Origin of the sequence: Streptomyces sp. NPDC002698 (genome assembly GCF_042888945.1) — a bacterium.
Classification (GTDB): Bacteria; Actinomycetota; Actinomycetes; order Streptomycetales; family Streptomycetaceae; genus Streptomyces.
In genome coordinates this window covers 288774-310774 of sequence record NZ_JBIAQM010000005.1, presented here as the reverse complement: position 1 = coordinate 310774, position 22001 = coordinate 288774, and the positions used below count along the sequence as shown (strand labels likewise).

General features: G+C 72.4%; 17 protein-coding genes and 1 tRNA gene. 6 read left to right on the top strand and 12 right to left on the bottom strand.

The features are described 5' to 3' along the window. Positions 1-147 precede the first annotated feature (147 nt). The 3 genes from ACFYW9_RS10445 to ACFYW9_RS10435 all read right to left on the bottom strand — a co-directional run bounded on the left by ACFYW9_RS10445 (position 148) and on the right by ACFYW9_RS10435 (position 2900). On the bottom strand, positions 148-879 hold the full coding sequence (locus tag ACFYW9_RS10445; protein ID WP_351860191.1) for a nucleotidyltransferase family protein: 732 nt from the start codon (positions 877-879) through the stop codon (positions 148-150). Positions 880-1070: 191 nt separating this feature from the next. Beyond that, complete coding sequence (locus tag ACFYW9_RS10440) at positions 1071-1517, bottom strand: hypothetical protein (RefSeq protein ID WP_351860189.1); 447 nt, start codon at positions 1515-1517, stop codon at positions 1071-1073. Between the two features lie 246 nt (positions 1518-1763). Next, a complete protein-coding gene (locus ACFYW9_RS10435) occupies positions 1764-2900 on the bottom strand; it encodes a sn-glycerol-3-phosphate ABC transporter ATP-binding protein UgpC (protein ID WP_351860188.1) in 1137 nt (378 codons plus the stop codon). Positions 2901-3139: 239 nt separating this feature from the next. Here ACFYW9_RS10435 and ACFYW9_RS10430 point away from each other — a divergent pair. Beyond that, a tRNA-Thr gene (locus ACFYW9_RS10430) sits at positions 3140-3213 on the top strand. Positions 3214-3406: 193 nt separating this feature from the next. Here ACFYW9_RS10430 and ACFYW9_RS10425 read toward each other — a convergent pair. Continuing rightward, positions 3407-5020 (bottom strand): hypothetical protein, encoded by a 1614-nt coding sequence (locus tag ACFYW9_RS10425; RefSeq protein ID WP_389147351.1) that lies wholly within the window; start codon positions 5018-5020, stop codon positions 3407-3409. Positions 5021-5138: 118 nt separating this feature from the next. Here ACFYW9_RS10425 and ACFYW9_RS10420 point away from each other — a divergent pair, with 118 nt between their 5' ends. Next, on the top strand, positions 5139-8084 hold the full coding sequence (locus tag ACFYW9_RS10420) for a BTAD domain-containing putative transcriptional regulator (RefSeq protein ID WP_389147348.1): 2946 nt from the start codon (positions 5139-5141) through the stop codon (positions 8082-8084). Positions 8085-8261: 177 nt separating this feature from the next. On the opposite strand, the gene ACFYW9_RS10415 is transcribed toward ACFYW9_RS10420, so the two are convergent. Both ACFYW9_RS10415 and ACFYW9_RS10410 read right to left on the bottom strand, forming a co-directional pair. Then, entirely contained in the window at positions 8262-9596 is a 1335-nt protein-coding gene (locus ACFYW9_RS10415; RefSeq protein ID WP_389147345.1) for a hypothetical protein, read from the bottom strand. Between the two features lie 57 nt (positions 9597-9653). Beyond that, positions 9654-9851, bottom strand: a complete 198-nt coding sequence (locus tag ACFYW9_RS10410; RefSeq protein ID WP_389147342.1) for a hypothetical protein — start codon at positions 9849-9851, stop codon at positions 9654-9656. A gap of 298 nt (positions 9852-10149) precedes the next feature. Between ACFYW9_RS10410 and ACFYW9_RS10405 the strand changes: the two genes are divergently transcribed. Next, a complete protein-coding gene (locus ACFYW9_RS10405; protein ID WP_389147339.1) occupies positions 10150-11169 on the top strand; it encodes a hypothetical protein in 1020 nt (339 codons plus the stop codon). A gap of 131 nt (positions 11170-11300) precedes the next feature. Next, positions 11301-11795 carry a DUF4913 domain-containing protein gene (locus tag ACFYW9_RS10400; protein WP_389147336.1) on the top strand — a complete coding sequence of 165 codons (495 nt, stop codon included), beginning with the start codon at positions 11301-11303 and terminating at the stop codon, positions 11793-11795. 126 nt (positions 11796-11921) lie between these two features. On the opposite strand, the gene ACFYW9_RS10395 is transcribed toward ACFYW9_RS10400, so the two are convergent. Next, the gene (locus tag ACFYW9_RS10395) at positions 11922-12956 is read right to left on the bottom strand and encodes an NlpC/P60 family protein (RefSeq protein ID WP_389147333.1); all 1035 of its coding nucleotides are present in this window, start codon (positions 12954-12956) and stop codon (positions 11922-11924) included. Between the two features lie 161 nt (positions 12957-13117). Here ACFYW9_RS10395 and ACFYW9_RS10390 point away from each other — a divergent pair, with 161 nt between their 5' ends. Further along, on the top strand, positions 13118-13510 hold the full coding sequence (locus ACFYW9_RS10390; RefSeq protein ID WP_351860170.1) for a hypothetical protein: 393 nt from the start codon (positions 13118-13120) through the stop codon (positions 13508-13510). Further along, the gene (locus ACFYW9_RS10385) at positions 13507-14742 is read left to right on the top strand and encodes a DUF418 domain-containing protein (RefSeq protein ID WP_389147330.1); all 1236 of its coding nucleotides are present in this window, start codon (positions 13507-13509) and stop codon (positions 14740-14742) included. Before ACFYW9_RS10390 ends, ACFYW9_RS10385 begins: the two co-directional genes overlap by 4 nt. Here ACFYW9_RS10385 and ACFYW9_RS10380 read toward each other — a convergent pair. From ACFYW9_RS10380 to ACFYW9_RS10360, 5 genes are all read right to left on the bottom strand, one after another. Then, positions 14660-16420 (bottom strand): type IV secretory system conjugative DNA transfer family protein, encoded by a 1761-nt coding sequence (locus ACFYW9_RS10380; protein WP_389147612.1) that lies wholly within the window; start codon positions 16418-16420, stop codon positions 14660-14662. The genes ACFYW9_RS10385 and ACFYW9_RS10380 overlap by 83 nt on opposite strands. Positions 16421-16452: 32 nt before the next feature. Beyond that, positions 16453-18291 (bottom strand): ATP/GTP-binding protein, encoded by a 1839-nt coding sequence (locus ACFYW9_RS10375; RefSeq protein ID WP_389147327.1) that lies wholly within the window; start codon positions 18289-18291, stop codon positions 16453-16455. Continuing rightward, positions 18288-19781, bottom strand: a complete 1494-nt coding sequence (locus tag ACFYW9_RS10370; RefSeq protein ID WP_389147324.1) for an SCO6880 family protein — start codon at positions 19779-19781, stop codon at positions 18288-18290. Before ACFYW9_RS10370 ends, ACFYW9_RS10375 begins: the two co-directional genes overlap by 4 nt. A gap of 214 nt (positions 19782-19995) precedes the next feature. Then, complete coding sequence (locus tag ACFYW9_RS10365) at positions 19996-21234, bottom strand: hypothetical protein (RefSeq protein ID WP_389147321.1); 1239 nt, start codon at positions 21232-21234, stop codon at positions 19996-19998. Between the two features lies 1 nt (position 21235). Next, a complete protein-coding gene (locus tag ACFYW9_RS10360; protein ID WP_389147318.1) occupies positions 21236-21988 on the bottom strand; it encodes a hypothetical protein in 753 nt (250 codons plus the stop codon). Positions 21989-22001 lie beyond the last annotated feature (13 nt).

Sequence of the window (22001 nt, the reverse complement as noted above, 5' to 3'; positions counted from 1 at the left end):
CGTGTCGTCGCGCCCGCGGTCCCCGCTCTCGCAGAACCTCGGCCGTCCGGCCGTTCCCCTCGTAGGACCTCGGCCGTCCCGGCCCGGGTGCCCCTCATAGGGCGGCCTGGGTCGCCCGTGGCTCCCCTACGGGCCGTGCGGGCGTCTCTAGCGGCCCAGAGCCGCGAGTTCCTTCGCCGCCTCCGTGAGGTCCTTGGCGGTGTCGATGGCGCGCCAGTAGGCGCCCTGCGGGATCGGGAAGCCGGACAGTCGGCGTTCGCGGGCCAGGCGCGGGAACGTGGTGCGCTCGTGGTCGCCGCGCTCGGGGAGCATGTCGGTGAACTCGGGCGAGAAGACGTAGACGCCCGCGTTGATCTCGAAGGTGGAGGGCGGGGCCTCGATGAAGTCCGTGATGTGACCGAAGCCGTCCGTCTTGACGGCGCCCCACGGGATGCGCGGACGGGCCAGCGCGAGCGTGGCGACGGCGTCGCGCTCGTCGTGGAAGTCCGCCATGTCGCGCAGCGAGAAACGGGTCCAGATGTCACCGTTCGTCGCGTACCAGGGCAGGTCGGGGTGCGGCAGATGCGCGGCGGCGTACTTGAGGCCGCCGCCGCGGCCGAGGGGCTCCGTCTCGACGACCGTCGTGACGTTGAGCGGCAGGTCGGCCGAGTCCAGCCACTTCTGGAGGACGTCGGCGAGGTGACCGCAGGAGACGACGACGTCGGTCACGCCTTCTTCGGCGAGCCAGGTGAGCTGGTGGCCGATGATCGGTGTCCCGGTGCCGGGGATCTCGACCATCGGCTTGGGCCGGTCGTCGGTGTAGGGACGCAGCCGGGAACCCTGGCCGCCGGCCAGGACGACAGCTTGAACGGGGCGCGACGCGGCGTTCGGATCGGTCATGTTCGAACTGTACGTGGCGCCCCGCACGCGGTTCCCCGCGGCAACCGTTCCTTAACCGGCTGTTACCGCGGTCGGCCGTGATGGGCCGTTCCCCTCGGAGGGAACCGTGGTCTCCGAGGGGAACCGGCCCGGGGTGCGGACCCGGGCGCGTGAACGGTTCCAGGTGCGCGTACGGGCCGGGTGCGGTGACCTCAGGAACGGGCCGCGACCCCCGAGGCGAACGCCGTGTCGCACACGGGCCGGGAGTAGGACTGGGCGCGCGTCGGCCCGTACGCGCGGACCGCGGCGCGGCCGAGGGCGCGGGCGATGGTGACGCAGTGCTTCGCGAGGGACGGCCGGCCGTTCACCGCCTGCTGGAGGTGGGTGAGGGCCACGCCCGGGTCCTTCTCCTGGAGTTCCAGGAGAAGCCTGTCGCGCAGGACGTCCTGCGGGGCGTGGGAGACGGCTCGCGTCGAGACCTCCTCGGAGGACGCGGTGAGCACCGAGCTCGATGGATTCCCCGACCAGTTGACTTGGGTGACCGCGAGAGTCCCGGAGAGCACCAGGACGACAGGCAGGACGAGGGCGAGGGTGCGGCCGATCTGGCGGGCGGGGCCACGGCCACGCCGGGGCCGCTGGTTAGTGGTGGAGTGCTTCACGCGAGTGAGGGTAGCGCGGGGTGATGATTTGGCGACATTTAGTCACCGGTTCGGGGGATGGAGAAGTTGGTTTTTCTGGGTAGTGGGTTGACGTTCGGTTACCGTACGGAGGTCGAAATGCCCGGTCTGCCGGGGTATTTGTCGACAACGAAGAGGGCCCCGCGGTCAACCGCGGGGCCCTCTTCATCAACGTGGGTGAATTCAACCCTTACAGGGGTGAGTGCTTTCGCCCGGATGACGCGGACGTCAGTCGGCCAGGCGCTCGCCCGTCGAGGTGGAGAACACGTGGATCTCGCCCGGACGCGGCACGACGTGCAGCGTGGCGCCCTTGTCCGGGACGGCGCGGCCGCTGACGCGGACGACGAGGTCCTTGTGCTCGTCGCCGACCTTGGCGGAGCCGTAGACGTAGCCGTCGGCGCCGAGCTCCTCGACGACGTTCACGGAGACGGCGAGACCGGCCGGGGCGTCCTCGGTGTCCTTGGAGAGCGACTTGGCGGCCTCGCCGTTGTGCTCGACGACGTCGAAGTGCTCGGGGCGGACGCCGACGGTGACCGTGCGGTCGCCCTTGTCGGCGGCGGCCTTGAGGGCCTCGCGGTTGACCGGGACGACGCTGTTGCCGAACTTCACGCCGCCGTCGGTGATCGGGACCTCGACCAGGTTCATGGCCGGGGAGCCGATGAAGCCGGCGACGAAGAGGTTGACCGGGCGGTCGTACATGTTGCGCGGCGAGTCGACCTGCTGGAGCAGACCGTCCTTGAGCACGGCCACGCGGTCACCCATGGTCATGGCCTCGACCTGGTCGTGGGTGACGTACACCGTGGTGATGCCGAGGCGGCGCTGGAGCGAGGCGATCTGCGTACGCGTCGACACGCGGAGCTTGGCGTCGAGGTTCGACAGCGGCTCGTCCATGAGGAAGACCTGGGGCTCACGCACGATGGCGCGGCCCATGGCGACACGCTGGCGCTGACCGCCGGAGAGGGCCTTCGGCTTGCGGCCGAGGTACTCGGTGAGGTCGAGGATCTTCGCCGCGTCCTCGACCTTCTGGCGGATCTCGGCCTTGTTGACGCCGGCGATCTTGAGCGCGAAGCCCATGTTGTCGGCGACGGTCATGTGCGGGTACAGCGCGTAGTTCTGGAACACCATCGCGATGTCCCGGTCCTTGGGCGGCAGGTGCGTGACGTCGCGGTCGCCGATGCGGATGGCGCCGCCGTTCACGTCCTCGAGCCCCGCGAGCATGCGGAGCGAGGTGGACTTGCCGCAGCCGGAGGGACCGACGAGGACGAGGAACTCGCCGTCCGCGATGTCGATCTCGAGAGCGTCGACGGCGGGCTTCTCGGAACCCGGGTAGATCCGGGTCGCCTTGTCGAACGAGACAGTGGCCATGGTGATGGGCCCCCTTCACCGGCAGGAACGTGCCGGACGATCCGTTGTAAAGGTGGTGAACCACTACGGAAACGCCCATAGTGGTGTAGTCCACAGGAGTGAACCGGGTCAGGACGCTACCTGGCGTTCATGTGTTCTGTCAGCACCCCGGGGCCGGTGAAGTTCGCGGAAACTCCCGACGGCTCCCCGCGGCGACCTGGGTACACTGCACGGGCACGCACGCCCCACGCGCGCGCCGTGCCTCCTTAGCTCAGATGGCCAGAGCAACGCACTTGTAATGCGTAGGTCGTCGGTTCGAATCCGACAGGGGGCTCCGCTTCAGGCCCGGCTCAGACACTTCCTGAGCTGGGCTTTTGCGTTCAACGATCGAGTTCGTGGAGATCGTCGACGATTCTGCTCCGTAGCGGCCCGACAGGGGGCTCGGTCGTACGGACGTCCTGGTCAGGGCGTGGCGGCGTCGCGGGCGGCGGAGGCGGTGGCGAGGGACTTCAGGGTGCTCGGATGCTTCAGACCGTGAACTTCACCGCTTCGAGCCGGCGGTCGTTCTCCAGGGCGCCGCCGAAGACGAGGCCGGGGCGGGCGTCGGCACAGCCCTGACCGCCCCAGTCGAAGCCGTGAACCTTGGCCGTCTGGCAGATCCGGCCGCTGCCGATGTTGATGGCGAAGCCCGACATGACAGGGGCGCTCTTCTTCGTGCTGCCGATGTAGTTGTTCCTGCCGTCGGCGATGACGTCCGTCCACTGCGGTTCCCACCTGCCTTGTCCGTTGGACGAGTCGGGGTCGTGGACGAAGGCGTTCGCGGCCGATCCGCCGCTGCCGGACACCGCGATGTTGAGGGCCTTGATCGGACGGTTCCGGTCCGAGGTGCCGGCCATCGTGCCGTCGCACACGGGCTTCTGCCAGCCCTGTCCGGAGACGTAGGCGCGGTAGCAGATGTGCCGCCCCGACGGATCGTTGAGGGCGAGACGGTTCACGGCGGTGGCGGCGGTCTCCTGGGCGGGCTTCGCGGTCACCGTGGCCTGCGGCGGCCTGGCGGTCACGGTCACGGTGACGCCTCCGCCGCTCCGCGGGGCCTTCGCGCCCTCGGGCCCCTTCGACTCCTTCGCGCCCTTCGACTCCCTCGGTTTCGCCGACGCCGAAGGGCTGGGTGGCGGCGGGATGCTCGCGGACGACGTGGAGACCGGCCCCGACCTCTCGGCCTGCGGGTCTCCGCTCGTCTCGTCGCTCGACCGGGCGGCCTGTTTCCGGCGCCCGTCGTCGTCCGACCCGCCGCTGCCCAGGATCACCAGCGGAACGATGACGAGGGCGGCCGCGACGAGGGCCACCGGCCCGACCACCAAGGGCCTGTGGAGCAGGCCGGGCCCCACGTACTCGTCGTCCGACTGACGCGTTCCGTGCCTGCGGACGAGCTGCGGGCCGGACCTCGCGCCGGGGTCGCCGCCCCCGCCCGGGGAGGGGGGCGGGGGCGGCGATGCGGACTCCCGCCGGCGCCGCTGCTCCAGCGTGTACGCCTCGACGTCGAATTCGTCGGCATCGGCATCGGCATCGTCGTCTTCGTCTTCGTCTTCGTCTTCGTCATGGTTTTCGCCTTCGGCGTCCACGTCGTCGTCCTGGGCGTCGGCGTCGAAGTCCTCGTCGAGCGGCTCGTCGGGTGCCGCCTCTTCGGCGGACTCCTCGGTGGATCCTTCGGCGGAGTCGTCCCCGGCGGGCCCGGAGGGCTGTTCCCGCTGGTCCACCAGCGTGCTCGAACCGTCCGGGGCCACCTCGACGTGTGCCACGTAACCCGCGGAGGGGTCCGACACGGCGGCGGTCACGGTGGTCCCGCGGTCCCGTGCGTATCCGTGCAGCACGTCGAGGATCACGGCGTCGACCGTCATCCCGTCCATCGGCGGTACGGGCTCACCGTCGATGGCGGCGGAGCCGTCGCCGGAGATGACCACAGTGAAGCGGGAAGCCGGCGCGGGCGCCTTCCCCACGGCTTCGGGTGCGGACGCCTCCCCCGCGGGTTCCGGCGAGAGCGCCTTCACCTCGGATTCCGGCCCGCTGGGATCCGTCGGCTTCCCGGGCACGGCGGGGTCGTCCCCCGTGGTCGGGTCGGGCGTCCGATCGTCCCGGCTCATGGCGCTTCCTTCCTGACGTTCCCTGCCGCATGGCGCCGGCCGGGCCTGAGGGGTGTGTGGGCTCCTGCACACCGCCAACACCCCTGATGTGACACGGGTGTTCAGTAGAGTGCAGAGAGTGAACGCCAACGAGGATTCCGTGCGTTTCGCCGTGCTGGGGCCGGTCCGGGCATGGCGCGGCGGGCAGGAGGTGGACGTCGGTTCCCCGCAGCAGCGGGCCGTGCTGGCGGTGCTGCTGCTCCGGCGAGGACGCCCCGTCACGCTCGGCGAACTCCTCGACGCCGTCTGGGGCGAGGAGCCGCCGACGGCCGCGGTGTCGGTCGTACGGACCTATGTGTCGCGTCTGCGCAAGGGGCTGGAGCCGGGACGGGGCGCCGCCGACGCTCCTCGGACGATCGTCTCGGTCGGAGACGGATATCTGCTCCGGATTCCCGAAGGCGCCCTGGACCTGGGGGTGTTCGAGCAGCGGGTCGCCGAGGCCAGGAAACTGCGCGCCGGGGGCGATCCGTCCGCGGCGGCGGATCTGCTGCACGCCGCGCTCGGCGGCTGGCAGGGAGCGGCGCTGGCGGGAGTGCCCGGACCGCTCGCCGAGTCCGAGGGCTCCCGGCTGAACGAACAGCGGCTCACCGCGCTGGAGATGCGGCTGGACGTCGACGTGGAACTCGGACGCCATGGCGAAGTGATCGCCGAACTGGTCGCGTTGACCGGGAAGTACCCGCTGCGGGAGCAGCTGTGCCGGCTGCTCATGCTGGCGCTGTACCGGTCCGGGCGGCAGGCCGAGGCGCTGGCCGCCTACCGCGGGACGCGCGCCACCCTGGTCGCCGAGCTGGGCATCGAACCCGGAGCGCCGCTGAAGGACCTGCACGACCGCATCCTGGCGGCGGACGCGTCCCTGAGCGCGGACGTCACTACGGGCGCGGGGCTGCCCGGGCCGTCGCGGCCGCCCGAACCCGGGCCGTCCGCGAAGCCGGCCCCGCCGGTCGTCGCGCACACGGCCCTTCCGGCTCAACTGCCCGCCGACCTGCCGACGTTCGCCGGTCGAGAGGCCGAACTCGACCGAATACGCGCCCTGTTGCCCGAGGCCGGCGAAGCCCCGGCCTCGGTGGTGATCGCCGCGATCGGCGGCATGGGCGGTATGGGCAAGACCACCCTGGCCGTGCACTGGGCCCACGAGATGGCCGACCGCTTCCCCGACGGACAGCTCTACGTCAATCTGCGCGGCTTCGACCCGACCGGCGTGGTGGTGGCGCCGGACGATGCCATCCGGACCTTCCTCGACGCGCTCGGCGTCCCCCCGATGCGGATCCCCGCGAGTCTCGACGCCCAGACGGCGCTCTACCGCAGCATGCTCGCCCAGCGGCGGGTGCTCGTCCTGCTCGACAACGCCCGGGACACCGAGCAGGTCCGCCCGCTGCTGCCCGGCTCCCCCGGCTGCCTGGTCATCGTCACCAGCCGCAACCAGCTCACCGGTCTGGTCGCCGCGGAGGGGGCGCACCCGCTGACGCTGGACCAGCTGACGCCCGCGGAGGCGTACGACCTCCTGGCTCGCCGCCTCGGCACCGGCCGGCCGGCGGCGGAACCCCGGGCGGTGGACGAGATCATCACGCGGTGCGCCCGGCTGCCGCTGGCGCTGTCCATCGTCGCCGCCCATGCCGCCGCGTACCCCGACTTCCCGCTCAGCGCCATCGTCGACGAGCTCCGCGAGAGCCACGGCAGCCTCGACGCCTTCGCGGGGGGCGACGACATCACCACGGACGTACGGGCCGTCTTCTCCTGGTCGTACAAGGCGCTGTCCGGTCCGGCCGCGCGCCTCTTCCGCCTGCTGAGCCTGCATTCCGGACCCGACATCTCCGCGCCCGCCGCGGCCGCTCTCGCCGGGCTCGTACCGCGGGAGGCCCGTGGCCTGCTCGTCGAGCTCACCCGCGCGCATCTGCTCACCGAACACTTCCCGGGCCGCTACACCCTGCACGACCTGCTGCGGGTGTACGCCGCCGAACGGGTCCACGCCGAGGAGACGGCCCAGGAGCGCGACCTGGCGGTTCAGCGGCTGCTCTCCTGGTATCTGCACACCGCCGACGCCGCGTACGCGTACATCACCCCGCGCCGTCGGCCGATCCCCCTCGATCCGTTGCCCGCCCCGTGCCGGCGGCGGGAGTTCACGACGCACGACGAGGCGCTCGGCTGGTGCGAGACGGAGCGGGGAAACCTGGTCAGCGCGGTGCATCAGGCCGCCGATTCCGGGCATCCCGGCATCGCCTGGCGGCTGCCCGCCGTCCTGTGGGGGTTCTTCTACCTCCGCAGCCACATGCACGACTGGCTCGACACCGCCGGGGTGGGGCTGGCCGCCGCCCGTGCCACCCATGACCGCGAGGGCGAGGCCCAGGGGCTCGCGGACCTGGCGGCCGCCCTGCGCAGTTCGGGCCGGCTCGACGAGACGATCGACCATCTGCGTCAGGCGATGGCCGCGTACCGGGATCTCGGGGACCACCACGGCAGGGGGTCGGCGGTGTCCAACCTGGGCGACGCCTATCTCCAGACCGGACAGCTCGCCATGGGTGTCGAGTACACCCGCCGAGGGCTGGCCGTCGAACGGGTGATCGGGAGTGCCTGGGGCGAGGGGATCGCCCTGAGCAACCTGGGCGACGCCTACCAGCGGCTCGGCCGGTTCGACGAGGCCGTCGACTCCCTGGACCAGGCGCTGGCCGTCCTGCGCGTCAACGGCAACCGGTGGGTCGAGGGCATCACCCTCGACATCCTCGGCACCGTCCATCGCCGCCTCGGGCGCTACGACACGGCGGTCGAGTACCACCTCCAGGCGCTCAGGACACACCGGGACATCGGGAACCGGTGGGGAGAGGGCCACACCCTGAGCAATCTCGGGGACGTCCGTCTGGACGCCCGGGAACCGCAGGCCGCGCGCGACAGCTGGCTTCAGGCCCTGGCCATCTTCGTGGAGTTCGACCATCCGGACGCCGAGAAGGTCCGTGCGCGGCTCGGCCGCCTGGAGGACGGCACGCCCGGTGCCCGCGCCCAGGAGGCTGCCGAGCCGGGGCGGACCGCCTGACATACGTCTCCTTCGATACCCGCGATGCCGACGCCTTTGACGTCCTCGGTGCCTTCCGCGTCTCCATGTCTGCCACGTCTTCGATCAGGGTCCGGCCGAGGCTCCGGGGGGTGGGGCCCGGCCGGGTTCACCCGCACAACGGACCGCGGGGGAGGACGGTTCAACCGGTGGCGGATGTCAGACCCGTCTCACCGTCCGGGTGGGCGTGGTCGTGTTCTGCCCGGTGTGCACGGGGGCGGCGGACCTCGAAGGGGAGTCGACAGCATCCCGGGAGGTCGAGGCGGACCGGTTGCTGGAGGCGAGCGAGTCGCGCAGGGCCGCGTGCCCCTCGTTGCCGAGCGGGGACTGCTGCCCGTCCGTCGCGGCGACCGCGGAACCGGGCAGGGGAGACAGCGGCGTCAGGGGACTCGGGGGAGCGAAGGACAGGGGGGTGGTGCTCCCGAACCGCTGGGTGGTCCGGGCCGAGAGGAAGGCGGTTCCGTCGCTCATCGGTTCCCGTCCCGGGTCGCTGAAGTCGTCGGTGTTCCAGGCCTGGTGGGCCGGCTCGGCTTCTTGGACGGGGGTGGGCGCCGGGCCCGGGCGGTCGGCGGTGACTCGTTCGAGTCTCGCTTCCTCGGCTGCCCGGAAACCGACGGCGTCGCTCAGCTGATCCCGGCCCGGATCGCGGGAGTTGCCGGTGCTCCAGGCGTACTGTGCCCGCTGGGCCTGGAGGAAGGCTTGGCCGTCGCTCATCTCGTTCTCGCGCGGATGGTCGAAACCGCTCCTGGCCGACGGTGCGACCGAGCCCTGCCGACCGGTCGCCGGGCGCTCCCAGCGTGCGCGGAGTCGCGCGAACTGCTCCTGGTCCTGGGCCACGACGGCGGTCTGGGCGTTGGTCATGGCCTCCGCGGCCGTGACCGTCCGCGGTACATCGCCCCGCGACACGCCCCGCGTCGGCGGGTCGGCGCTCGGGGGAGCGTCGCGCCGCAGCTCCCTCATGTACGCGTTGTTGGCGTACATCGCGACACTCGGCATGCCGGCGGGCGATCTGTCGTACGCCTTCTTCCACTTGTTCTCGGTTCTGACCAGTTGCAGAACCGCGTCCTCGAAGGCTTCCCGCGCAGGGGGCGGAAGCCGGCTGATCGTCCCTTCGAAAGCCGCCCTCGACGACGGTGCCGGCTGAGTGAAGCGCGGCTGCTGCTCCGGTGACCCGTCCCCCGTCGTCCGAGCCGAGTCCGGCCCGCCCCGGCCGGATCCCTCGGCCGCCTGCCCGCCGCCGGCCGAGGGGGCTCCCCCTCCCGACGACCGGCCCCTGAGGCGGTCGATGAAGCGACGCAGCTCGTCCGCCAGCTGATCCCAGGCGCCTCCCGTGTCCCTCGGGCGCGACGCGCCGCCGAGACGCCGGCCCCGCATGGCGTACTCGGTCCGGAGCAGGCTGCGCGCCAGCGCGACTTCGGGGGGATCCGGCCGCTCGGGCGGCGTTTTTCCGGCCAGCCGCTTTCCGGCCGAGGAAGCCGCGCTGTCGTTCGCCACGGGTGCCCCCTGTTCGTATCGGAAGATCGGGAATGCGACTTCGGGTCGGAGCCGGGGTCACGCCCCGCGCAGATCGAACCCGCTCGGCAACGGCAGCAGGCCGGGGGGCAGCGCGGCCTCGGGGAACCACGGGGCGCCGTCGACCGGTCGCGAAGGGGGCGTCCGGCGGGCGTAACAGCCGTCCGGGTCGGACGCGGACCGGCGGCGCTTCAGCAGACCCTGCGACGCGGACCGCCACGGGTGGGCTGCGGTCATGGGTGTACCTCCCTGTCGGCTGTGATCCGTCGGCCGGGTGCCGACGCCAGTCGCAGGAGAACAACGGCCCGAGCGCGCCCGGTGGTTCAACCCATCGCACCCCGAGACGGATTTCGGAGTGCTGCGGTCATGGCATTGAACCCCCCGGTGGTACGGCCCCGTTGTGCCCCACTACTGGGTGACGCGGCGCATCGCCGACGAGGCGAGCCGGGGGAAGCGAGGGAGGAGGGGAGCACCGGAGCGAGGACGAGCGGCACCCAGGACAGCGTGCCAGCGACGCAGGAAAGGAAGTCCGCAGATGCCACGGAGCAACGGCTCGAGCTCGGACAGCGAAGGGTCCTTCACCACCGCCGAAAGCGGTGGTTCCACGATCAGCTACACCCATGCCACGGGCTCGTCGGCCTACCTGCCGAACACGGGCCAGGTGGGCGTGTCGGCCAGCCCGGCGACCGTGTCGGCCAGCCCGAGCGCCAGTCCGAACGCCAGCCCGGAGATCAGCCCGCCGGCGAGCCCGCCACCCGTCCCCGCCACCGACCCGCCCGGACAGAACCCCGTGGGCGTCTTCGATGTGGAGGCGCAGACCTACCTCGCGGCGGACCCCACGAACAGTGCCGTGTACCGGTGGAGCCAGGGTGCGCAGAACTGGCTCAGCGAGAACCGGGAGGGCGTCAAGCGGTTCGCCTTCGACGCCGTTCCGCTGGTCCTCCAGGCCGCGGGCAAGGGGGCTCAGAACGAGGTCGGCAACTACGTCAACGTCGTGGGCGTCGCGGCGTCAGGAGTCAAGAGCGCCGCCTACCTGGCCCAGGCCGGGAAGAACTACTACGACACCGGGGACAAGGCCTATCTGGCCCAGGGTGTCGCCGCCGCGGTGGGAGTCGCCGGGGCGGCCATGTCCGGCTACGGCAACGACAGCACCCTCCCGGTCGCCTCCCAGGCCAACTGGCAGGCGGCCGGCGCGGGTCTTCAGGCCGGTTCGGCCACCTGGAACTACAGCTCGCCGACGGCCCAGCAGCCCGCGCCCGCGGATTCGGCCTCCAGTACGGCAGCGAATCCGACCTCCGGTACGACAGTGAATCCGACCTCCGTTCCGGCGCCCACGGTGTCGTCGTCGCAGCCGTCGCAGCAGCCCGCGGATCAGCAGCAGCCCCCGATCCTGCCGGCGGGCAGGGCCACGATAGATCGTCAGGATTCCTTGGCGACGGGCACCTCGATCGGTTCGACCTCGAGGCCGACGGTGACCCGCCGGACGACGGCACAGGTCCGGAACTCCACGCAGAACGGGAACGGCACCGGCGGCCGGGCCCCCCGCAGCGGCTGAAAGGTCGTACCGAGAGGTCGCACGGCCCGCTTCCCGGCACGGAGCGGGCCGTGCGCCCGGACCCGCACCCCGCGAACACGCCGCGGGCCCGGAAGGTTTCCCGTCAGCCCCGCACATCAGGAAGGAGCGCCATGACGGTCCAGACGCCTGACGCCGAGCAGGCGACCGCAGTGCCTCCACGACCGTCCCCGGAATCTGCCGCGCAGGCCCCGCAGGGGGCTCCGCCACCGCCCCCCGCGCCGAAGTTCATCCTCTACCTGGAGGCGCCGGAGTACGGCCGGGCGCTGCGGCAGCTGACCCTGTGGGTGCACCATGTGCTGCTGCCGGTCTACGGCCGGGAGGTCACCTCCATGGCTCCGTGGTGTTCGCGCTGGTGGGAGCACCCGGAGGCGGTGGCCCAGCTGCACGGGCTGTGGCTCGCCTGGGGGGAGCTGAGCGACACCGGCTCCGGGTCCGGCATGAGCGGCCCGGCCGCCTGGCACCGGGACTTCCTGGGTCCGGCCCTGCAGAACCTGCGGGACCCGTCGGGCGTGTTCGCCGGCTGCAAGCCCGGTTCGCACCGCCCGAAGGAGGTTCCCGTCGTCGACGTCGTCGACCCGTTCGGGCCGCCGCCCGCCCAGGGCTGACGGACGCGTTCGCGGTTTTGGCGGGACGAGGGGCGGACCACGACGGTCCGCCCCTCGTCCTTGTCCGTCCCCGCCTCCGTCCCTGTCTGTCCTCGTCCTCGTCCTTGTCCCCGCCCTCGTCGAAGGTCAGGCGTCCGGCCGGACCACCCCGAGGATCTCCATCGACGCGGCCGGGGAGACGTACACCCAGCGGCCGGGCCGCGGAGCCTGGATGATCTTTCCGCCGCCGATGTAGAGGGCGACATGGCTGGCGTCGGCGAAGTAGATGATGAGGTCGCCGGGGCGCATGTCCTCGATGGGGACGTGCTTCAGCAGCCGCCACTGCTCCTCCGAGGTGCGGGGGATGGGGTGGCCCGCCGCCAGCCAGGCCTGCGAGGTGAGGCCGGAGCAGTCGAAGGAGTCGGGGCCCTCGGCTCCCCACACGTAGGGCTTGCCGAGCTGGCGGGTGGCGAACGCGATGGCCTTCTTCCCGGCGGGGGTCGCGTCGGTGCCGACCTTCTCGAGGATGCCCGTGTCCACCCACTTCGCCTGGGCGTCGTCGGCCTCCTTCTTCTCCAGCGCGGCGAGCCGCTCGACCTCCTTCTTCTCCAGCCGCGACTCCAGCTTCCTCGCGTCGTCGATGTGTTTCTCGATCGCCCGGCGCTCGGTGTCCTTGGCGCGGCGGCTCGCCCGCAGACTCCTCAGTTCGTCCGCGGCCTGGTCGGTGCGGCTCACCAGGCTCTTTCGGGTGGTGCCCAGGGCGGCCAGCACCCCTTGGGTGGCCTGCTGCGCCCGGCGGGCCAAGGACGCGTTGTCCAGGGCGCGTTCGGGGTTGTCGGAGAGGGCGAACTGCATCTCGGCGGGCAGGCTGTCGCCCCGGTACTGGGCGCGGGCCGCCGCCCCCGCCAGGGAGGTGAGGCGGTCCAGTCTCGTCTCGGCCGCCTCGATCCGGCCCTGGAGCGTGTGGACGCGCTTCTCCTGCTCGGTCACCTTTTCGTCGGCGGCGTTGTACTTGTCCGTGGCGACCTCCGCGTCGTGGTAGAGCCGCTTCAGTTCGGCGCGTACCTCGGTGAGGGTGCCGGGCTCGGCCCGGGCCGGCTGCGGGGCCGTCACCGTCAGGGCGAGGGCCAGGGTGACGGTCGCCGCCGTCCGGTGGTTTTGCGCGCGCGGAGTCCGTCTCATCTGTGCCGGAGCTCCTTTCGTGGACGTCGCATGAGGCGTGCGGGCGGGGTCGTCCCCACAACGGGGCGGTGGCGTCCGGTGGTTCAAACCGGGGGTATGAACCGGTCGGACGCGCGCCCCGTTGTGCGTCCCAGGTGCGGTTCGCGGACGAAGGGATCGGTATGGGCGCGGAGTTGGTGCTGCTGGCGCTGTGTACGGGGTTCGGCCTCGGCTTCCTGGCGCTGGCGACACGGTCGGCGCTGGGGGCCGTGAGGCTGTGGGTGCGTGGCCTGCGGGTCATGGGCCAGGTGACGCCCCGCGGGGCGTCGGACCGGCGATGGGGCGGGCTCGTGGTGTTCCCCGACCACCTGGGGCGGGGGCTCGTCCTCGACCCGGGATGGCGGGGGCCGCTGTGCGGGCTGCCGCCGGTCGGCGGCAGCGTTCCCGTGGTCTACGCGCAGAACCGGCCGGCCACCGCCCGGTTGTGGACGCTGCGCTATCTGCTCGCCCCGTCGTTCGGATGGTTCCTGTCCTCGACCCTGGCGTTCGGAACCGGGGTCGTGGTCTCGTCGTGAGCCGGGGGACGACCGCGGCGGGGCGGGGCGGGGCCGAGGACCGCGGGCGGGTCCACGAGATCGACGCGCTGCGCGGGTTCGCCCTGTTCGGCATCCTGCTCGTCAACGCCCAGCTGATGGCGGGCCCTTACACGGCGTTCGGCGGCGGTCCCGACGCCTCGGCCGTCGACCGGGCGTCCGCGTGGGCGGTGACCGCGACCACCACCGTCTACCAGCTGTTCTCCTTCCTCTTCGGCTACAGCTTCGTCCTCCAGAGGCGGGCCGCCCGGGAGGCGGGAGCCGCGTTCCCCACCCAGCACCTGCGGCGTACGGCGGGGCTGTTCGGACTCGGTCTCGCGCATGCCGTGCTGCTCTATCCCGGCGACATCCTCATGACGTACGCCGCTCTGGCCCTGGTCCTGTACGGCCTGCGCGACCTCGCTCCCCGGACGGCCGTGCGGGTCGCGGTCTGTCTGGTGGCGGGCCTGGCCGTCCTGCTGCTCGGGTACGGGCTGCTGACCGTCGCCCTCACCGAGCCGGTCACCCCGGCCCGGTACGCCCCCGAGGCCGCGCACACCGTGGCCGCCTACCGGGGCGGGTTCCCGTCGGTGATCGGAGCGCATCTGCGCGAGCTGCCGGCCTCGCTCGGTGCCAACCTGATGTACACCCCCGACATGCTGGCCGCCTTCCTGGCGGGACTCGCGGCGGCCGGGACGGGACTCGTCGAGCGGCGCGGGCGGGACCGGGTGTGGCTGCGCCGGACGGCCGTACGGTGGCTGCCGGTCGGTCTGGCCGGCGGCACGGTCACCGCGTGCTGTGCGAACGGGCCCCTCGACAGCCGGTGGTTCCTGGTCGGCCACGCGGTGTCGTTGCTGACCGCGCCGGCCCTCACGGTGTCGTACGCGTGCGGAGTGCTCCTGCTGGCCGGCGCCATGCGCCCGGCGGCGGGCGTGCTCGCCGCCTCCGGGCGCATGGCGCTCAGCCACTACCTCGCCCAGTCGCTGGTCCTCGCCTGCGTGTTCACCGGGTACGGGTTCGGGCTCTACGACCGTGTCGGCACGGCCGTCGTCCTCGCGGGCTGCGTGGTGCTGTACGGCCTCCAACTGGCCCTCGGCGCACGGCTGATGAACCGCGTCCGGTACGGGCCCGCCGAACTGGTGCTGCGCACGGTCACGCTGGCGCGGTGTCCCGGCCGGGCTCCGGCTTGCCCAGGGTCACACCCGGCAGGAGCCGAGCCGCGGCCCGTTCCGTGATCGCCGCGGTCTCCGCCTTCGCCGCCGCCGAGATGGCGCCGGCGCCGGGCTCCTTGTACCAGGGGCGCAGCCGGATCAGGGCGGGCCTGACCCCGGTCGCGAGGAGCAGCGCGGTGCCCTTGGGCAGCGCGCGGATCCTGTCGGGCGGCAGGACGGCCTCCTGGCGGTAGGAGTACGAGCGCGAAGTGCCGTCCTTGCTGCGGGAGACGCTCGGTGTGCGCACGTCGTGCTGACCGACCAGGGTGGAGATCTTCTGGACGAAGTCGGCGTCGTCCAGGCCCGCGCCGAGGAGCTTGATGGTCGCCGCGCTCCACAGGGCGTCCATGCCGACCTCGCCCCACACCCGGGCTCCCTGGCGGTAACTCTGGAGCAGCGTCACGACGTTGATGCCGCGGGAGCCGAAGTGCGAGTAGAGATCGGGGAGATCGGAGATGCGGCAGACGTTCGCCGCTTCGTCGAGCACCGCCGTCAGCGGCGGGTCGAGGCGCCCGCCCATGCGCTCGGCGGCGACGACGCCCGCCCGCATCGTCGCGTCCGCGAGGCCCGCGATGACGCCCGCCGCCGAACCGCCGCCGTCCTTGGACAGGAGGTAGAGCGTGTCGTGGCCGAGGACGTGCTGCTCGGGGCGGAACTCGGGGAGGTCGGGGTCGGGGGTGACCCAGGCGAGGATCTCGGGGTCGAGAAGGCAGGAGGCGGTCTGCCGGGCGGTCTCGTAGATGCCGTCCCGGGTCTCCACCGCGCCCCGCACCGTGCCCTGCAACTGCTCGGCCATCGCGACGAGTCCGACCTGGCGCAGGAGGTCGACCGGGGAGCGGTCGGCGGGGTCGGCGAGCCAGGCGAGCAGCTCGGTCAGCGGGGCCCCGCCGCGGGCGGCGGCGAGGAAGAGCGCGGTGAGCGTGTTCTGGGCGGCCGAGATCCAGAAGTCCTTCTTCGCGGTGTCGTCGTTGACGGACGCGACGAAGTGGCCGGCCATCCGGCGGGCGCCCTCGATGGTGTGGCACTCGCCGAGGATGTTCCACCACATCGCCCGCGGGGTGTGGGCGATGCCCTGCGGGTCGAACGTCCAGACCGTGCCCGCCTTCGCGCGCTCGGCACGGGTGACGGAGTACACGTCGGCCTTGTTGGACGTGAGCAGGACGGCTCCCTGGGCGCGCAGCACCCGGGGCACCGCGATCCCGGTCGACTTGCCGGCGCGGGGCGCCATGAGGTCGAGTTCCACGTCCTCGTAACTGCTGCGCAGCTCGGGGCCCTTGGGTTCCAGGTCGCCGAGGAGGTTGCCGGTCTCGTCCGGGTGGACCTGGTCGCGGCCCTTGAGCGTGGGGCGCAGGTCGCGGGCGCGGGCCTCGATGCCCTTGGGGCACATGGCGGCGAGTTCACGCCGTCCGGCCAGGCCCTCGGGGCGGGCCGAACGGCCCATGAGGAGGCGTACGACGAGGGCGACGGGCACCGCGACGGCTGCCAGCAGGCCGAGCATGCCCGCGTAGACGGCGGCGGCGGGCGTCGTCGGCCACAGCGCGTCCGGTCCGTACGAGACCAGGCGGGTGATGGTGGACAGGGCGAACGGCGGGGCGTCCCAGCCGTTGCCGGAGAGTCCGGCTCCGAGGGTGCCGCCGGACCAGGCGACGGTGAACATCAGCAGACCGGTTCCGGCGACGGCGACGATGGCCCACGGCAGCATGTCGTGCAGGTCGCCGCCGCTGCGGGGGGCGCTCACGCGGTCCACCGCCCGGCCGTCGCCCCGGCGCCGGGGCCGCCGGCGCCCGGGAGTCCGTGGACACCCTCCCGGGCGGCCCGTGCGACCTGCGCGGCGGCCCGGGCCGCCGCCTGTTCGACGGCGTCCTCGTTGGGTGTCCAACGGGTGTTGGTGTTGTGCAGCCGGCGCTCCGCGTCGGTGATGGCGACCTTGATGGGGATGCCGGGGCGGCCGCCGACCTTGATGAGGAAGCGGCCACGGCCCGGCGGCTCCTCGTTGTCGCCGTTGACGCCCCAGCCGGGCGGCGAGGACCAGGACGACACGAGTTCGATCTCGCGCCGCGACAGGCCCACCACCTTGCCGAGGTCCTCCATCTCGGTCTTCGGCAGCCCGGCGCACACCACCATCCCGGCCCGCTCGACGAAGCCGCGGGCCTTGGCACGGTCGGCGTCGGTGCCCAGCGCCTCGGCGTCCTTGAGGGTGTGGGTGATCTTCGCGTCGCCGAGGCCGAGCGAGCGGTTCAGCCGGGTCAGCGCGTCGATGCGGTCGACGATGCCGGAGGCGGCGCGCAGCGGGCGCCACAGTTCGTCGAGGACGGTGAAGAACCAGCGCCTGGGGGCGAGTCCGGCGTCCGCGAGGGCGTGCGAGGCGGCCACCGTGCCGAGTCCGTCGGACCAGGCGGCGAGCATCGCGGCGGCGGTCAGCTGGGTGTCGGCCTCGCCGATGCCGGAGATGTCGATGCACACGGCGGGCGCGTTCGGGTCGATCCGGGTGGACGTCTCGGAGGCGAAGGTGTCGCCGAGCGGGCCGTCGAGGATGCCGAGCAGGGAGCGGTGCAGGGGATCGACGGCGTCCCGGTAGCGGGCGTCGTCACCCCGGTCGAGCGTGACCGCGCGCACCCGAGGCGGGCCCTCGGCCAGCACCCGCAGCACGTCCGGCAGCAGCAGCGCGCGGCCTTCGACGGTGCGTTCGCGCAGGTGGTGCAGGACGGCGGAGAGCACGGACTGCTCGTGGTCGTCCATGGGCCGGCCGCGGACGATGGTGATGAGGGCGGCGACCATGTTCAGTACGCGGCCGTGGGCCTCGGCCTTCAGGACCTCGCCGGCCTCGCCGCCGATTTTCGCGGCGGCCTCGCCCATGGCGCCGGGATCGAGGACGTTGATGCCGCCCCGGCCGCGGCCGATGGAGATCACCTGGCCGCCGAGCGCGCGGACGGTGTCGGCGTAGTCCGGCTTGAGGTCGCCGAGGACGAGCGGGACGACACCGGTCGCGGCGAGCCCGATCAGCATCCGGTTGATCAGGGTGGACTTGCCCAGACCCGGCATACCGAGCATGAACAGCGAGGGGTTGGAGATGTAGCGGGCCCGGGTGAACCAGTTCAGCGGGTCGCCGCAGACGGTGGCGCCGGTGAACAGGTGCTGCCCCAGCGGTACCCCGGTCATCGGGGAGCCGGAACCCGCGGCGAAGGGCCACATGCCGCAGGCCTGCACGGTAGTGGCCCGCCACATGGTGGGCGGATCCATGTAGCCGACCCGTCCACCGCCCACGCCGTACCAGCCGCGGTGCGGGACGAACAGCTCCTTGGGCTTCGACGGAGTCCTCTCCCTGTTCGCCCTGCCCGCCCCTCCTGTCCCGGTCGCCCCGCTCGTGGTGCCTGTTCCGGCCGCCCGGTCCGGCGTGCCGTCCCGGCCGTCGAGCCGGCCGTCCGACGTCCCCTTCCTGGTCTTCCCGCGCCCGGACGTCTCATCCCGGCGGTCGTTCCGTTTGGACCGGCCCCCGGCCAGTACCGTGAGCGCCTGCTCCTCCTCGGCCAGCCGGTCGGCCCGTTCGGCCTGCTTCTGCTCACGCCGGCTCACAGCGCCTCCTGAAGTTCGTGCGGGACGAGGGTCTGCTCCCAGGGGAGGATTCCGGCGGGCAGGGTGCAGCTGAACGCCGCCGCCTGCATCCGGTCCGCGGGCCGCATCAGCACCCGGGAGGCCGCGGTCAGGTTGCGGACGGTGACGCTCGCGTCCGCCAGCTCCTCCATGCTGTCCACGGTGACCGTCAGCATCAGCGAGAACTCCACGAGTCCGGCGCCCGAGGCCTCCTCGGCGGCGGTCTGCTCCGCCGCCCTCACCTCGGAGGCCGCGCGGGCCTGCACCATGCCCTTGCCGGACGACGCCATGAACTGGGCGCTGCGCCGGTCCGCCTCGACGATGCGGGCCGAGGTGGCCGGGTCGATGGGCCGGTAGACCAGGGCGACCCGCTTGCGACGGGTGCCGGGGGCGGCTTCCAGCATGCCCCGGAGCACCGAGGACCGGATGGTGCCGCGCGGCGCCAGGGTCAGCATCCAGGTCCGCGAGACACCGGAGTCGTGCTGGTAGCTGTTCACTGTCTCGACGGCGGCGGCGGGGCCCGCGTCGTCCCACTCCAGGCCCGTTCCGCCCTGCTGGGCACGGGCGTTGAGGACGTCGGCGGCGACGGCGGGGTCGTAGGCGACCCGGACGACCTCGGCGATCCGCTCGGCCGACAGCGGGTACGCGGCACCGCCGCCGGCCGCGACGAGCCCGCTGAGCAGGCCCGGGATGCGGATGGCGAGATCGGTGATCACGTCGTCCTTCTTGCGCCGCTGGCCCGGCGGGACGCCGTAGGTCAGGGTGATGTAGGTGTGCATCTCGGAGGAGGCGCTCGGGTACCGCTCGACGACCTCCTCCATGACGGCACGGGCGGCGGGAGGCGCGTCGGGGTGGATGCGGGGCAGTACCTCGTTGGCGAGGCGGGTGCCCGGGTCGGGGGCGGTCTCCACGATCACGGTGGCCCCCCGCAGGCCGGGTTCGTGGGCCAGCCGGGCCAGCCACTCGCCCCACAGCGCGACCCAGACGTCGACCTGGTCGGGGTCGATGAGCGAGCCGCCGTCGGGGTCGCAGCCGAGAACGATCGTGTACAGGTTGCGGACCGGGTGGTGCAGGACGCCGAAGGGCCGGTCGTAGGCGTCCCGGCCCTCGGTCGCGGTGACCTTGTTGAGCAGGCCGGGAGGGCGGAACCGGCCTCCGGGGCGGGCGGACAGCGGGCCGGAGACGTAGAGGTGCGCGCCCTTCGCCCTGCGGCGCCACCATCCGATGCGCAGGGTCATCAACTGGTAGACGTTGCGCCCGTCCTGGGTACGGACGGCGAGCGGTACGAGGAACACGACGACCGGTACGAGGACGACGAGCGCCGCGTACAGCGAGATCAGTGACGCCAGCAGGGTGACGATGAGCCCGCCGAAGACGCCGAAGGTGCCGACGAGCCCGAGCGGTCCGAGCCCCGGCCGGCGTGGCCTGCGCCAGTTCCCGTAGGTCGGATGGATGACGGCTTCCGTGGACATGGGTCCGGTTTCCCTTCGTGAAGTGACGGGGGTACGGCGCGGCGGTGGGGAGACCGCCGGGTTCCCAGGGGGGAGCGGGAACCCGGCGGTCGTTCATGGGGAGGAGGGGGAGACGACGGGGAGTCCGCCGGTCACCGGCGGGGACCGCCCGCCGGTGACGACCGGTCGCGCCCGCGTCGCGCGCGCGGTCCGCACGCCGTCGTCTCCCCGGGGATCACTTGTTGTGGCCCAGTTCGCCGTCGGCTCCCTCGACGGCGCCGGAGACGGTGGAACCGGCCACCTGGGCCGCGGCCACCGCCGCGAGGACGGCGACACCCGCGGGTCCGGCCGCCGCGGCCGCGCCGCTCGCCGCGCCACCGCCCGCCGCTCCGGCACCCGAGGCACCGGCCCGGCCCGCCGCGGCCGCGCCGTTCGCGCCGCCCGATCCGGTCGCACCCGCCTCTCCGCCCGCACCGGACGAGCCGCCCGCACCGGACGAGCCGCCGGAGCCGCCGGATCCGGTCGCGCCGCTCGGACCCACCTGCGCACCGCCGCCCGAGCCGCCGCGGCTGCCGCCGAGCTGGACCGCGCCGCTGGCCAGGCTGGAGCCCGCCTGTCCCATGCTGGACATCGGGTTGCCGGTGCCCATGGCGGCGGTCGCCGGCACGATCAGCTTCAGCAGCGCGGGCAGGGCGATGGCGGACAGCAGCATCACGCCGATGCCGGCGATCCGGGTGTTGATGGTGGCGGCGTCACCGGTGCCGCTGTTCCGGCCCGAGTTGATCATCGCCATGCCCGCGTTGAGCACGAGGGCGACCGCGGGTTTGTAGAGCAGCCAGGCGATCATCCAGCCGATGTGCTTGCGCCACCAGCCGGCGCCCCAGTCCGTCATCGAGGCCGCGGCGGCCAGCGGGAGGGTGCCCAGCAGCAGCATCATCACACCGAGCCGGATGTACATCAGGACCGTGTGGATGATCCCGGCGATCAGCAGCAGGAACGCGAGGACCAGCAGCAGGAAGGACTGGATCCCGCTGCCGTCCGAGCAGGCTCCGACGTTGTTCAGCGAATCCCGTACGGCGTTGTTGAACAGGTAGTTGGAGTAGCTGTCCCCCACGGCCGCGGCGGCCACGACGACGGTGGTGGCGGCACCCGAGACGAGCACCACCCGCATGATGCCCTTGAGCGCCGTGCGGCCCGCGTCGCCCTTCCGCTCGATGGCCATGCGGCAGGCGGCGAAGAGCAGCGAGCCGACGGCGAGGTAGACCACGATCCACTGCGTGTCGCTGCTGATGTCCTTCGACGTCTGGGTCTGCTCCAGCGTCGGGACATTGGTGGTCAGCGCCGCGAACACCGCGACCGCGCCCGCGAGGATGGTCTTCGCGATCAGGTCGACGATGGTCCCGATGGGATCGCCGAGAAAGCTGAAGAACCCCTTCACCAGGTCGATGACCGGATTCCCGGACGTGCAGTTCACGTCAAACCCCCCAAAGGACGAAGCCGCTGGTGCTCTGGACGGCCGACACCGGCGAGTGCAGCGAACCGTTGTCGTCGGGCTGGACCTTCCAGTCACCGCCGCTCCAGCGCAGGGAGATGTCGGTCGCCGCGTATCCCTGGGCACTCTTGAGGAGCAGGCGCACGGTCGCCGCCGTGTCCGTGTACGAGGCCACCGAGAAGCCGACGTACGAGGCGACGGTCGTACCGCTGCTCTGGCTGTCGGTGCTCCGGACGGTGGCCCGCTGGAACTCGAACATCTCGCGGCCCTGCCCGGAGACGACCTGCTGCTCGGTGACGGTGCGCCAGTTCGATCCGCTCATCTGCGAGGGGATGATGTGGGCGGCCAGCGCGGCCCCGGTGGGCGTGTGCGCGTAGCACCACCACAGGGACCCCTGGATCAGGGTCGGCCCCGCGGAGACGGAGACGGGAACCCGCGCGACACCGAGCGTGCGCCAGCTCACGTCCTTGGGCGCGGCCCGGGGCGGCGCCGCGCCCGCGCTGTCGTCGGTACGACAGCCACCGGGCCGACCGTCCTTCTTTCCGGAGGCGGTGGCGAGCGGGCCCTCGGAGGCCGCGGCGTTCGCACGGTCCGTGGTCGTGTCCGGGCCGGACAGCATGGTGACGATCCCGCCCACCACGACCACGATGCCGAGGAATCCCGCCGACAGCTGCCAACTGCGCTGTCTGTAGTACGGCCCGGACTCCGCGATCCGGCGCTCCCTGCGTTTGAACATCACGACCGTCCGC